At 61.4% G+C, this 13,151-nt stretch carries 10 protein-coding genes; 7 read left to right on the forward strand and 3 right to left on the reverse strand.

Annotation, left to right across the window (positions count from 1 at the left end; all coding sequences use genetic code 11):
- Positions 1–22: 22 nt before the first annotated feature.
- The 6 genes from xerD to ACRESH_RS05650 all read left to right on the forward strand — a co-directional run bounded on the left by xerD (position 23) and on the right by ACRESH_RS05650 (position 9,619).
- Entirely contained in the window at positions 23–919 is an 897-nt protein-coding gene (gene xerD / locus ACRESH_RS05625; RefSeq protein ID WP_431741031.1) for a site-specific tyrosine recombinase XerD, read from the forward strand.
- 144 nt (positions 920–1,063) lie between these two features.
- A complete protein-coding gene (gene dsbC, locus ACRESH_RS05630; protein ID WP_431741032.1) occupies positions 1,064–1,798 on the forward strand; it encodes a bifunctional protein-disulfide isomerase/oxidoreductase DsbC in 735 nt (244 codons plus the stop codon).
- A gap of 81 nt (positions 1,799–1,879) precedes the next feature.
- Positions 1,880–3,184 (forward strand): homoserine dehydrogenase, encoded by a 1,305-nt coding sequence (locus ACRESH_RS05635; protein WP_431741033.1) that lies wholly within the window; start codon positions 1,880–1,882, stop codon positions 3,182–3,184.
- A 27-nt stretch (positions 3,185–3,211) separates the two neighbouring features.
- A complete protein-coding gene (gene thrC, locus ACRESH_RS05640) occupies positions 3,212–4,621 on the forward strand; it encodes a threonine synthase (RefSeq protein WP_431741034.1) in 1,410 nt (469 codons plus the stop codon).
- Positions 4,622–4,707: 86 nt separating this feature from the next.
- Positions 4,708–8,313 (forward strand): transporter substrate-binding domain-containing protein, encoded by a 3,606-nt coding sequence (locus ACRESH_RS05645; RefSeq protein ID WP_431741035.1) that lies wholly within the window; start codon positions 4,708–4,710, stop codon positions 8,311–8,313.
- Between the two features lie 85 nt (positions 8,314–8,398).
- The gene (locus ACRESH_RS05650; protein ID WP_431741036.1) at positions 8,399–9,619 is read left to right on the forward strand and encodes an EAL domain-containing response regulator; all 1,221 of its coding nucleotides are present in this window, start codon (positions 8,399–8,401) and stop codon (positions 9,617–9,619) included.
- Between the two features lie 8 nt (positions 9,620–9,627).
- Here the strand turns inward: ACRESH_RS05650 and ACRESH_RS05655 are convergent, their stop codons facing one another.
- The 3 genes from ACRESH_RS05655 to ACRESH_RS05665 are packed head-to-tail and all read right to left on the reverse strand — an operon-like array spanning position 9,628 to position 12,476.
- Positions 9,628–10,290, reverse strand: coding sequence for a response regulator (locus tag ACRESH_RS05655; RefSeq protein WP_431741037.1), 663 nt, complete (start codon positions 10,288–10,290; stop codon positions 9,628–9,630).
- Positions 10,291–10,341: 51 nt separating this feature from the next.
- The gene (locus tag ACRESH_RS05660; RefSeq protein WP_431741038.1) at positions 10,342–11,229 is read right to left on the reverse strand and encodes a TIGR02285 family protein; all 888 of its coding nucleotides are present in this window, start codon (positions 11,227–11,229) and stop codon (positions 10,342–10,344) included.
- Between the two features lie 47 nt (positions 11,230–11,276).
- The gene (locus tag ACRESH_RS05665; protein ID WP_431741039.1) at positions 11,277–12,476 is read right to left on the reverse strand and encodes a CaiB/BaiF CoA transferase family protein; all 1,200 of its coding nucleotides are present in this window, start codon (positions 12,474–12,476) and stop codon (positions 11,277–11,279) included.
- Between the two features lie 130 nt (positions 12,477–12,606).
- Between ACRESH_RS05665 and ACRESH_RS05670 the strand changes: the two genes are divergently transcribed.
- Positions 12,607–13,149: a YaeQ family protein gene (locus ACRESH_RS05670; RefSeq protein WP_431741040.1), complete on the forward strand. Its 543-nt coding sequence runs from the start codon at positions 12,607–12,609 to the stop codon at positions 13,147–13,149.
- The last annotated feature ends 2 nt before the right edge of the window (positions 13,150–13,151 follow it).

Consider the following 13,151-nt stretch of genomic DNA (forward strand, 5'->3'; position numbering starts at 1 on the left):
TGTCTCTTGCCTTCGAGTTGTCATGCCCGCACTAGAGCATCCCCTGATCGACCAGTTCCTCGATGCCCTGTGGCTGGAAAAAGGCCTGGCCGACAATACCCGCGAGTCTTACCGCAGTGACCTGGCGCTGTTCAATGGCTGGCTCCAGGAGCAAGGCGTGGCCTTGCCCGATGCCGGGCGCGAGCTGATTCTCGATCACCTGGCCTGGCGCCTGGATCAGGCTTACAAGCCACGATCGACTGCACGCTTTCTCTCCGGTGTACGTGGGTTCTATCGCTATTTGCTGCGGGAAAAGCTGATTGGCGTCGATCCGACCCTGCAAGTCGAGATGCCGCAGCTGGGAAGGCCCCTGCCCAAGTCCCTGTCCGAAGAGGACGTGGAGGCGTTGCTGCAGGCACCGGACCTGAGCGAGCCGATAGGCCAGCGCGACCGGGCCATGCTCGAGGTCCTCTACGCCTGTGGCTTGCGGGTCACCGAGCTGGTCAGCCTGACCCTGGATCAGGTCAACTTGCGTCAGGGGGTATTGCGGGTGATGGGCAAGGGCAGCAAAGAGCGCCTGGTGCCCATGGGCGAAGAGGCGGTGGTATGGATCGAGCGCTACCTGCGCGACGGACGCAACGAGTTGCTCGGTGGACGTCCGAGCGATGTGCTGTTTCCCAGCCTGCGCGGCGAGCAGATGACCCGGCAGACCTTCTGGCATCGGATCAAGCATCAGGCCCAGGTCGCCGGCATCGGCAAAAGCCTGTCGCCACACACCTTGCGCCATGCGTTCGCTACGCACCTGCTCAATCATGGTGCCGACCTGCGGGTGGTACAGATGCTGCTGGGCCACAGTGACCTGTCGACCACGCAGATCTACACCCATGTCGCCCGCGCTCGCTTGCAGGAACTGCACGCCCGCCATCACCCGCGCGGCTGAACATACAGTGCTTGTATCGCCGAGGGCGGTCTGTGCGGGCATGATGTGGTAGGCTTGGGCGGTTTGCATCAAGGGCCTTACAACCGCCGTCATTTCAGGACGTGCGTTGCTTGAGTGGCCCTTTGCCCGCCTTCAGGAGTTCCCATGCGCGTGACCCAGATTATCGCCACCGCCGCCCTGGCGCTGGTCAGCACTTTTGCCGCTGCCGCCGACACCGCCGAGCAGGCGATTCGCAAGACCCTGCAGTCCCTGGAGCTGGGTATGCCGGTCGACAGCGTCGCCTCAAGCCCGTTGAACGGCCTTTACGAAGTCAAGCTCAAGGGTGGTCGCGTACTGTACGCCAGCGCCGATGGTCAGTTCGTCGTGCAGGGCTATCTGTACCAGATTCAGGACGGCAAACCGGTCAACCTGACTGAAAAAACCGAGCGTCAGGCCATCGCCAAGAGCATCAATGCTATTCCAGCCGCGGAGATGGTGGTTTATCCTGCCAAGGGCGAAACCAAATCGCACATCACTGTGTTTACCGACACGACCTGCCCGTACTGCCACAAGCTGCACGCCGAAGTTCCTGAGCTCAACCGTCGCGGTATCGAAGTGCGCTATGTTGCCTTCCCGCGCCAGGGCCTCGGCTCCCCGGGCGATGAACAACTGCAAGCCGTCTGGTGCTCCAGCGACCGCAAGGCCGCGCTGGACAAGATGATCGACGGCAAAGAAATCAAGGCTGCCAAGTGCGTCAACCCGGTCGGCAAGCAATTCCAGCTGGGCCAGTCGATTGGTGTCAACGGCACCCCGGCCATCGTCCTTGAGGACGGCCAGGTGATCCCGGGTTATCAACCGGCACCTCAGGTTGCCAAGCTGGCGCTGGCCGGCAGTAAGTAATTCAACAAGCGAGCCGTCACCATGGGGAGGCGGCTGTTTTCACGAACGGCCTCGCGCCGTTCGTTCAATGGGGAGTTCACAGTGAAACCGGTCAAAGTAGGCATCTGTGGGTTGGGGACCGTCGGTGGCGGTACCTTCAATGTACTTCAGCGTAACGCCGAGGAGATCGCCCGCCGTGCCGGGCGTGGTATCGAAGTGGCACAGATTGCCATGCGTTCGCCAAACCCGAATTGCCAGATTACCGGTACCCCCATTACCGCTGATGTATTCGAGGTCGCAACGAACCCGGAAATCGACATTGTCATCGAACTGATCGGCGGCTACACCGTGGCCCGTGAGCTGGTGCTCAAGGCCATCGACAACGGCAAGCACGTGGTGACCGCCAACAAGGCGCTGATCGCCGTGCACGGCAACGAGATCTTCGCCAAGGCGCGCGAAAAGGGCGTTATCGTCGCCTTTGAAGCGGCCGTGGCCGGTGGCATTCCGGTGATCAAGGCAATCCGTGAAGGGTTGTCGGCCAACCGCATCAACTGGGTGGCCGGGATCATCAACGGCACCGGCAACTTCATCCTCACTGAAATGCGCGAGAAAGGCCGGGCCTTCCCTGACGTGCTGGCAGAAGCCCAAGCCCTGGGGTATGCCGAAGCCGATCCGACCTTCGACGTCGAGGGCATCGATGCTGCGCACAAACTGACCATCCTGGCGTCCATCGCCTTTGGTATCCCGCTGCAGTTCGACAAGGCTTACACCGAAGGCATCACTCAGCTGACCACCGCTGATGTGAACTACGCAGAAGCCCTGGGCTACCGTATCAAGCACCTGGGCGTGGCCCGCAGCACCGCCAACGGCATCGAGCTGCGTGTACACCCAACGCTGATTCCGGCCGACCGTCTGATCGCCAACGTCAACGGCGTAATGAACGCGGTCATGGTCAATGGTGATGCCGCCGGCTCCACCCTGTTCTACGGCGCAGGCGCTGGCATGGAACCTACCGCGTCCTCGGTCGTAGCTGACCTGGTCGACGTGGTTCGCGCCATGACTTCCGATCCGGAAAACCGCGTGCCGCACCTGGCCTTCCAGCCGGATTCGCTGTCGGCGCATCCGATCCTGCCGATCGAAGCCTGCGAGTCCGCCTACTACCTGCGCATCCAGGCCAAGGATCACCCAGGCGTGCTGGCCCAGGTGGCAAGCATCCTCTCGGAGCGCGGTATCAACATCGAATCGATCATGCAGAAGGAAGTCGAGGAACAGGACGGCCTGGTGCCAATGATCCTGCTCACCCACCGAGTGCTCGAACAACGCATGAACGATGCCATTACCGCCCTGGAAGCATTGCAGGATGTGGTCGGCAACGTGGTGCGTATCCGCGTCGAACAACTGAACTGAGCAGTCTTTGCGTTAGAGGATTAGGTCATGCGTTACATCAGCACCCGCGGCCAGGCACCGGCCCTGAATTTCGAAGACGTCCTGCTCGCAGGCCTGGCCAGTGATGGCGGCCTGTATGTGCCGGAAAACCTGCCGCGTTTCACCCAGGAAGAGATTGCCTCCTGGGCTGGCCTGCCGTACCACGAGCTGGCCTTCCGGGTGATGCGCCCGTTCGTCACCGGCAGCATTGCCGATGCCGACTTCAAGAAGATTCTTGAAGAAACCTACGGCGAGTTCGCCCACGCTGCGGTTGCGCCGCTGCGTCAACTGGGCAGCAACGAATGGGTGCTGGAGCTGTTCCACGGCCCGACCCTGGCGTTCAAGGACTTTGCCCTGCAACTGCTGGGTCGCTTGCTTGACCACGTCCTGGCCAAGCGTAACGAGCGCGTGGTGATCATCGGCGCCACCAGTGGTGACACCGGCTCGGCCGCCATCGAAGGCTGCCGTCGTTGCGACAACGTCGACATCTTTATCCTGCACCCGCACCAGCGTGTATCGGAAGTGCAGCGTCGGCAGATGACGACCATCTTCGGCGAGAACATCCACAACATCGCCATCGAAGGCAACTTCGACGACTGCCAGGAAATGGTCAAGGCCAGCTTCGCTGACCAGGGCTTCCTCAAGGGCACGCGTCTGGTGGCGGTCAACTCGATCAACTGGGCGCGGATCATGGCCCAGATCGTTTACTACTTTCACGCCGCCCTGCAGTTGGGTGGCCCGGCGCGTTCGGTGGCGTTCTCAGTGCCGACCGGCAACTTCGGCGACATCTTCGCCGGTTACCTGGCGCGTAACATGGGCCTGCCGATCAGCCAGCTGATCGTCGCCACCAACCGCAACGACATCCTGCACCGCTTCATGAGCGGCAACCAGTACGTCAAGGAAACCCTGCACGCGACCCTGTCGCCGTCGATGGACATCATGGTTTCGTCCAACTTCGAGCGCCTGCTGTTCGACCTGCACGGTCGCAACGGCGCGGCCATTGCCGGGCTGATGGATAACTTCAAGCAGGGTGGTGGTTTCAGCGTCGAACAGGATCGCTGGACCGAAGCGCGTAAGCTGTTCGATTCGCTGGCGGTGGATGACGCACAAACCTGCGAAACCATCGCCGAAGTCTTCGCCCAGACCGGTGAAGTGCTTGACCCGCACACCGCGATTGGCGTCAAAGCCGCCCGCGAGTGCCGCCGCAGCCTGGACACACCGATGGTGGTGCTGGGCACCGCGCATCCGGTCAAGTTCCCTGAAGCGGTGGAGAAGGCCGGTGTTGGCAAGGCCCTGGAACTGCCGGCGCACCTGAGCGACCTGTTCTCCCGTGAAGAGAAGTGCACGGTGCTGGCCAACGACCTCAAGGCTGTACAGGCCTTTGTCAGCCAGCACGGTAATCGTGGCAAGCCGCTCTGATCGACCGGCACAAGAGAAAGCCCGTCCCTGACGGGCTTTTTCGTTTCTACACTGGCAAGGCCAGCTGCACCGGATCGGGAGTATTAATGAGTACAGGACGTCGTCATGCACAAAGGCTGGTGTTGGCCTGCCTGCTGTGGATGTGCCTGGGCCATTGGGCCCAGGCTGCGCAAAGCCTGCCCTTTACCCTAGTGCCGCCCTTCACCGAGCTTGAGCCGCTGCCGTTGACCTCGGAGCAGCAACAGTGGCTCGGCCCGGCGCGGGTATTACGGGTGGGAATATCCTTTGCCGACTATGAGCCGGTGGACATCACCATCGATCATAATCGCTACCAAGGCATCAGTGGCGACTACCTGAGCCTGGTTGCCAAGCGCCTCGGGGTCAAAACCCAGGTACTGGCTTTCGCCAAACGTGAGGAAGCCATCGAGGCCCTGCATAACGGGACAATCGATGTGCTGACCAGCGCCAACGGCTTCGAACGCAGCGTGCCGGGCCTGGTGTTTTCCACCGATTACATCCCCGACCACTCCATGGTTGTGGTGCGCGGCGGTGCGCCCACGCCATCGCCGTCCCTGGCCGGGAAGAAGATCGTCCTGCTCGACGGCTATGCCGACACAGCGGTGATGCATCGGGTCTACCCCGACAGCCAGGTACTCCTGGCGCCGACCCTCAGCAGCGCCCTGGAGGCGCTCAACCAGGGCGAGGTCGATGCCTTTATCGGCAACGAGATCATCATCCGCGCCTTTAACGCCTTGCGCCCGTATCTGGGCTTACAGGTTGTCGGTCCCAGCGCCTTGCCGCCCATTGGCTTCGCCTTTGCCGTGCGCGCCGAGGATCAGCCGTTGCAGGCGCTGTTCAATCGTGCGCTGGCCAGTCTCGACGATTCTGTGCAGCGTGAGATTCTTGGACGCTGGACGTCCGGGCTGGGCTCTGATGTGGCCCATCACCGCGTCGAATTGACTGCCCGGGAGCGTCAATGGATTGCCAGCCATCCGCAGGTGACCGTGGTTGGCAGCCAGTATCCGCCGTACCTGTTTCGCAACCGCCAGGGCGACTGGGTCGGCCTCAACAGTGACGTGTTGGCCAGCATCGCACAAATGACCGGGCTGCAATTCGTCTATGTGCCCTCAGCGTCCATTGCCCAGAGTCTGGAACTGCTCAAGAGCGGGCAGGCAGACATGAGCACCACCTTGAGCGAAACGCCGGAGCGCCGCAGCTTCCTGGACTTCACCCACTCCCTGGGTGGGCAAAGCTGGGTATTCATCGTTCGCCAAGCAAACCTGGGGCTGGCGTCCCTGGATGAGTTGGTTGGAGAGACTCTGGCGCTGCCTGCCCAGCATGCCCTGGAAAGCAGCATTCGCCAGGACCACCCTGGCATTCACCTGCTGCTGGTGGACTCTCTGCAGCAGGCCCGGGAAAAAGTGCGCAGCGGCGAGGCGATGGCGACCATCGATAGCGAGATCGGTGCCTACAGTGTGCTCAGTAATGATCCGACCCTCAAGGTCGGGCGTGGGGTCGAAGGCAAGTGGGCGCCGGACAGGTTTTCCGTACGGCGTACGGCGCCGGAGTTGGAGCGTATTCTGAACAAGGCCCTGGAAGCCTTCCCGGTCGCCGAGTTGCGCGCTGTGCGCATGAAGTGGCTGGGTGCGCTGGCCCCGCCGGCCCCGGCCTGGCAGCGGATTGCGCCATGGATGTACTGGACGGCGGCTGCGGCCGTGCTGTTCGGTCTGGTTTCGCTGGTCTGGAGCAGCCGCCTGCGTGCGCAGATCAGTCAGCGGGAAAAGGCCGAAGAGGCGCTCAACGACCAGTTGGCCTTCAAGCGTGCATTGCTCGACGGCATCCCCAACCCGATTTATGTGCGCGATCTGGAAGGGCGCCTGATCACCTGCAACAAGAGTTATGAACAGGCATTTTCATTGCGCCTGGAGGATGTCAAAGGGCGTCGACTGACCGATATCACGATGATCCCTCACACCCTTGCAACGCAGTTGCATGCTGACTATTTGAGTTTGCTGGAGGAACCGAAAGCGGTGTTCGTCGACCGTTGCATCGAGTTCGAAGGGCAGCGCACCGATGCCTATCAGTGGACAGTGCCGTTCTACCGCGCCGATGGGAAATTGCAGGGGTTGCTCGGTGGCTGGATCGACATCACCGAACGCAAGCAACTGGAAGCTGACCTGATGGAAGCGCGCCAGCACGCGGAGCAGGCCAACCAGGCTAAAAGTGCGTTCCTGGCGACAATGAGCCATGAGATTCGCACGCCTATCGCAGTGATCATCGGCTTGCTGGAACTGGAGCGGGAAACTGCACTGGCCAAGGGGCAGGCGCCGTCGCCTGGGTTGGAGACTGCTCATCGATCGGCCACTGAGCTGATTGCCTTGATCGGTGACAGCCTGGATCTGGCCCGAATCGAAGCCGGTAGCCTGCAACTGGCGCCACAGGCCACAGCGCTAATGCCTTTTGTTGAGAGCATTGTCAGTCAGTTTCGCAACCAAGCCCTGGCGCAAGGCTTGGACCTGCAGTTGCAGGTAGCGGAGGACGCGCAAGGGGCGTACTGGTTTGATCCGTTGCGACTGCGCCAGGTGTTGGTCAATTTGCTGGGCAATGCCCTCAAGTTCACTCACCTGGGACAGGTGAGCGTTCAGGTCAGCCGTACCGGGCAACACACGCCATCGGCTGTCGGCTTGCTGTTGAGCGTGCGCGACACGGGTATTGGCATCAGTGCACAACAGCAGGCCGAACTGTTCAAGCCGTTCACCCAGGCCAGTGCGCGTTCAGCCTCCGAGTATGGCGGCTCCGGCCTGGGCTTGAGTATCTGTCGGCAGCTGGTGGAACTGATGGACGGCACTATCAGCTTACACAGTATGCCAGGCAAGGGCACCGAGGTACGGGTCGAGCTCACCCTCGAGCCCGTTGCCCAGGCGCAGGAGCCCTGCGCGGCGGTGGCTACGCTTCGCCAGGACAGTCCGCCAAGACGTGTTCTGGTGGTTGATGACCTGTCCGCCAATCGCCTGGTGCTCAGCCAGCAACTGGCGTTTCTCGGTCATCAGGTGCTGGCCGTGGAGAATGGCCAGGCGGCACTGGACGCCTGGCAGACCGACTGCTTCGATCTGCTGCTGACAGATTGCAACATGCCGGTCATGGACGGTTATGCCCTGGCCCGCAGTATCCGCCGGCTGGAGCGCCTGCAGCAGCGATCGGCCACCGCCATCATTGGTTGTACCGCCAATGCAATGAAAGAGGAACGTGATCACTGCCTGGCGGCGGGGATGGACGAATTGTTGGTCAAACCGGTTTCCCTCGAGCGTTTGGCCGCTGTGATCGACGCGCAGGCACCACTGTGCAGTTTCAGCATGCAGGCACTGCAGCAGATGACCCAGGCCGATCCCCTGTTCATGCAGCGCATGTTGGAAGAACTGCACAAGAACCTTGGCGAGGAGCAGCTGTTGCTCTGTGAAGCCATATCGAGCCAAGTCCTGGAGGCTGTCCGGGCGTCCTTGCATCGGCTCGAAGGCGTTGCCTGCCTGATTGATGCCGTGCCGTTGGCACAGGCGTGTGCTGCGTTGACTCGGGCATGCCGTGAGGCTGTAACGGATGCGCTACAAGTCGCCTGGGCGGCTCTGGAGCACGTGTTGCTGCAGCTCAAGGCCGATATTGAAAGGGAGTTGGTGAAAATATCGCACGCAATTTAGGACTTGTCCGATAGGTTGGTAGGACGTAGTTGACTAGAGTGGCGCCTGTGCTGTCGCACATGACTGCAACTGCGGGGTAGAACTCATGCACTCACTCAAGGTTCTGATTCTGGAGGACCATCCTTTTCAGCTCATGGCATTGCATCAAATGCTCAATGCCAATGGTGTGTTTGATGTACTGACCGCCGATTCCGTTGAGGTCGCCTGCCAGACGCTGTCACGACGCGGTCGGGTCGATATCGCCATTTGCGACTTGCAGATGGAAGGCGCTGACGGCCTGGCATTGATCCGCCACTTGGCCGAAAGTGAGTTGGCGCAAGCCTTGGTCATTCTCAGTGGTGCCGAGTCCAGCGTGATCGACAGCGTCGGGGCTCTGGCCCGGCAACTGGGCCTGAACGTGCTGGGATGTGTGCAAAAGCCGGCCAACAGCATCGTCTTGCATCAATTGCTGCGCCGCTACCTGGAGCAGGATCGCAGCGAGCTCCAGACTGCCGGGCCGCCGCAATATCCCGAATTGCTGAGCCTGACGGCGGCAGAGCTGGTCCAAAGCCAAGACCAGTGGGTAGTGCACTATCAACCCAAGGTCTGTTTTGACGGCAAGCTGGTGGGCGTCGAGGCGCTGGTACGCTGGCAGCATCCGACCCTGGGGGTTTTGTCGCCAGCGCAGTTTTTTCCGCTAATCGAGCGCGCCGACTTGTTCGATACCTTGAGTTGGCATGTGCTGGACCAGGCCCTGGCTTTCAGTGCGCAGTTTCAATTGCGTGCTGGCAAGGCGCTGCCAGTGGCCGTGAACATCGCCCCGCAATTGCTGCTACGCCATGACTTTCACGACCAGGTCAAGGTGGCGCTGGAGCGTCATGCGGTTGCCGCCAGCGCTTTGACCCTGGAAATTGTCGAAACCGCTGGCAGTACACTGAACCACCAGCAACTCGAAGGGTTGTTGCACTTGCGTATTCTCGGTTGCCAGTTGTCCATCGACGATTTCGGCATGGGGGTTTCCAATGTGCAACGCCTGCTGGAACTGCCGTTCAGCGAGTTGAAACTGCCCAGCGAGTTTGTCCGCGGCATGGCCCATGATGGCCGCAAGGCCGCGGTGGTGGCGGGCGCCCTGATCATGGCGCGGCGCATGAGCCTGAACGTGGTGGTCGAAGGGGTGGAGACGGCTGACGATCTGCTGGCAATCAAGGATCTGGGGCGTCCGGTCATGCAGGGCTATTTCATCGCCCGGCCAATGCCGGGGGGCGAACTGCTGGAGTGGATACGCACGCGTGTCGGCGCAGGCTTCAAGCAACTGGCCAGTGCCTGAGCGTTCGCTCAGGTCAGGCCATGTTCCTGCAGGTAGAGATACAAAGCAGCATCATTGGCTACCCCCAGTTTGCGCATGGCACTGACTTTCTGAGTGCTGACGGTCTGTTTGCTGCGATTGAGCAGCACCGCGATCTGGCTCACAGTGTGGCCGACGGCAAGCAGGCGGGTAACCTCCAGCTCCCTGGGGGAAAGGGGGGGCTGCACGCCAATCATGTCCTTGCGTACCGCGCCATCCTGTTGCAACAGGTGCGCAACCGAGGCGGCCAGGTAGGTCTTGCCTTGTGGTATGCAACGGATCGCCTGGGGTAGTTCGTCAGCCAGACTGGCCTTGCTCAGCAGGCCACTTACGCCCAGGGCGAGCATCGCCCGGAACAGCCCGGCGTTGTTGAGCATGGTCACCACCAGAATTGGCAGTTGCGGGAAGTGCCGACGAATCTGCTCCAGCAGTTTCAGGCCATCGTTCTGCTGCTCGACCGGCATCATGAAGTCGGTCACCAGCACATCGCACTCCAGCGCCTGCAGGTGTGCCATCAGTTCTTTCGGGCTACCCGCTTGCGCGACGACCCGTACCCCGGGTATCTGCTCAAGGACGGCCTGCAAACCGATACGAAAGATCGGATGGTCGTCCGCCAGGACGATGCGCAACGGCCGCAAGGGGGAAGTACTCAAAGCAGGCTCCGTTCGAGCAATGGAAGGATTCACGCTGTCATTCTGGCTTGTTCAAGGCGGGTCGAGGAAAAACTGCCGGCTGTCCTGCAGGTAGCGCTCGCGCAGTTCCGGATCCAGCCACTGTGCATACAGTTTTGCCAGGGTATCGCGGCGTAAGGATTTGAGCAGTTGATCGATATGGCTGATGGCCTCGCGTCCCAGCGGCGTATCGGCGCAGCCGATGTGGATGAACTGGTAGCGTGCCACACCCTGGATCGGATAGAACCTGTAGTCGTCTACATGCCACCCTTGCTGCTGAATCAGGTAGCGGGCCTCCGGCCAATAGCCGAGCAACAGCTGCAAGCGCTCGCGTTGTTGCATCTGCAGCAGATTGGTCACGGCGTCATTGCCATAGTGGCGGCTGAGAGTCTCGGATGGCAGGGTCTTGAGCAAGGCGTCGACCGGCGGGCTGTAGCTGCGTTCGGCAACCACCCCCAGTTTGAGTGATGTGCTGGCAAGCAACCTGCGCAGATCGACTTCCTGGTTGTTCAAGTAAGGCTTGAGCAGCGGCTGATCTTGCTGGCGGACCACCAGACCGCTGCTGAGTACGCCCAGGCTCGGTTGTGAAAAGTGCACGTACTGCGCGCGTTCGGGGGTCCAGAGCAGGGTGGGATCGCAGGTCAAGCGGCGTTCTTGAAGCATCTGAATGCCACGTGCGCGATTGACCCGGATAATACTGTGGTCGTACTCGGGCATTTTCTCGATCAGCAGGGGCAGCAACTGGTCCACTACACCCTGGCCTTTGCTCGAGCCTTCGAAGACGGTCAGCGGCGGCAGGTCGCGTAGCAGCCAGAACAATCGCTCCTTGGCCGAGGCGGCGCCGGGCATACCGATACCCAGCAGGGCACAGAACATCAAGGCCAGCAGGGTGCGGCAGCGCGATCGCCTGCGTTCGGTCATGTACGAGTCTCCACCGTCGGGCCGGTACCAGGGTTAGACGCGATGCTTCACACCGCGCCCTGCTCACGCAGGCGGGCAATGCTCGGCGCGTCGTAGCCCAGTTCGGCAAGCAATTGCTCGGTGTGCGCGCCCAGCTCAGGGCCGACCCATTCGCTCGAGCCAGGGGTCTCTGACAACTTGGGCACGATCCCTGGCATCTTGAACGGCTTGCCGTCGGGCAGTTTGGCCTGCAGGAACATTTCGCGCGCCAGAAACTGCGGATCGCTGAACATGTCTTCGGCACTGAAGATGCGGCTGGCCGGGACCTGGGCGTCGTTGAGCCGTTGCATCAGTGCGTCCAGCGGGACGCTGCCGGCCCAGCGGTCGATAACGCCGTAAAGCTCGTCGCGGCGCAAGTCGCGGCCATCGTTACTGGCAAGCGTTGGATCATCGGCCAGGTCCTGGCGACCGATGGCCTGCATGAAACGCTTGAAGATCGCATCGCCATTGGCGCCGATCTGCACATGCTTGCCATCGGCGCTGGTGTGAATCGACGAGGGGGTGATGCCCGGCATGATGTTGCCCGTGCGCTCGCGGATAAAACCGAACACGTCGAATTCGGGCACCATGCTTTCCATCATCGCGAAGATCGCTTCGTACAAGGCGACATCCACCACCTGCCCTTCACCGCCATTGACTTCGCGATGACGCAGGGCCATCAAGGCGCCGATCACACCCCAGAGCGCGGCAATCGAGTCGCCGATGGAAATGCCGGTACGCACCGGTGGACGGTCCTCGAAACCGGTGATATAGCGCAGCCCGCCCATGGACTCACCGACAGCGCCAAAGCCGGGCTGATCTTTCATCGGGCCGGTCTGACCGAAGCCGGACAGACGCACCATGACCAGCTTCGGGTTCAGGGCGTGGAGGATGTCCCAGCCCAGGCCGAGCTTTTCCAGCACGCCGGGACGGAAGTTTTCGATGAGGATGTCGGCGTCGGCCAGCAGCTTTTTCAGAATCTCGATGCCTTCGGCATGCTTGAGGTTGAGGGTCAGCGACTGCTTGTTGCGGGCCTGGACGAACCACCACAGCGAAGTGCCTTCATACAGCTTGCGCCACTTGCGTAGCGGGTCGCCGCCATCGGGCGACTCGACCTTGATCACCTGGGCGCCAAATTCGGCGCAGATCCGCGAGGCAAACGGGCCGGCGATCAAGGTGCCGAGTTCGATGACTTTGAGGCCGGCGAGGGGTTTGCTGGGCGTAGGCATGAGGCGTCCGTGGCAGCTGGTCAGAGCCCCCGTTTTTATCATAGCTGGGCCCGCCCAGATACTGCCGCGGCGCAAGGAACATGCGGATCGGTTAGACTGTGCGACTTTCCTTGCCGCAAGAAGCCCGTCCATGGCCCAGCCGTCCACCACCTACAAATTTGAACTGAACCTCACCGACCTCGACCGCGGCGTGTACGAAAGCGTCAAGCAGACCATCGCCCGTCACCCGTCGGAGACTGAGGAGCGCATGGCCGTACGGTTGCTGGCCTACGCCCTGTGGTACAACGAACAACTGGCCTTTGGCCGGGGGCTGTCGGATGTGGACGAAGCTGCCCTGTGGGAAAAAAGCCTGGACGACCGCATCCTGCACTGGATCGAAGTCGGTCAGCCGGATGCCGATCGCCTGACCTGGTGCTCGCGCCGGACCGAGCGTACCAGCCTGCTGGCCTATGGCAGCCTGCGCGTGTGGGAGACCAAGGTCGTCCCTGCGGTCAAGAACCTGAAGAACCTGAACATCGCTGCGGTGCCGCAGGAGGTTCTCGAGACCCTGGCCACCGATATGCCGCGTGCGATCAAGTGGGACGTGATGATTAGCGAAGGGACGATCTTCGTCACCGACGACCGTGGTCAGCACGAAGTCCAGCTCCAGTGGCTGCTCGGCGAGCGCGGCTGACT

Origin of the sequence: Pseudomonas sp., assembly GCF_050739775.1 — a bacterium.
Taxonomy (GTDB): Bacteria; Pseudomonadota; Gammaproteobacteria; order Pseudomonadales; family Pseudomonadaceae; genus Aquipseudomonas.